This window comes from Prevotella sp. HMSC073D09, assembly GCF_001814145.1.
Classification (GTDB): domain Bacteria; phylum Bacteroidota; class Bacteroidia; order Bacteroidales; family Bacteroidaceae; genus Prevotella; species Prevotella conceptionensis.
Map to the genome: position 1 here is coordinate 68,590 of NZ_KV815128.1, position 431 is coordinate 69,020.

1 pseudogene is annotated in these 431 nt (G+C 40.1%); it reads left to right on the forward strand.

The window, feature by feature from the left end:
• Positions 1-211, forward strand: a pseudogene (locus tag HMPREF2955_RS16920) (hypothetical protein); the annotation flags it as partial.
• Positions 212-431 lie beyond the last annotated feature (220 nt).

Sequence of the window (431 nt, forward strand, 5' to 3'; positions counted from 1 at the left end):
TTTGCACCATTTTGCCTTTCTAGTTTGGTTGCCAGCTCATTATTTTCTACGCCCAAAAAACCACTTTTACACCCTAAAATCCCACTTTTTAATGGCTATTTTGCCCTTTTCAGCCATGTGTTTCATGGATCTAAAAGGGTTTGTTTATACCATTACAGTGGATATTTATGCTTTTCGTTTCGCATTTAGCGGCATTTTGCACTGCATTTAGCATCAAAACGCACTGCGTTTTGCACCATTTCACCTTGCGTTTTGCACCAAAACGCACTCCGTTTAGCGGCATATTTCACTGCGTTTAGCATCAAATTGCACCGCATTTTGCTGCAAATGACCCAAAAACCAGTGCAGAGGGCGTTTGTTTTTAATAAAAATTCATTTTGTCTGTATTTACAGCTGCCCCCCTTTTTGCATCAAAACCAACTTTCGCGAGA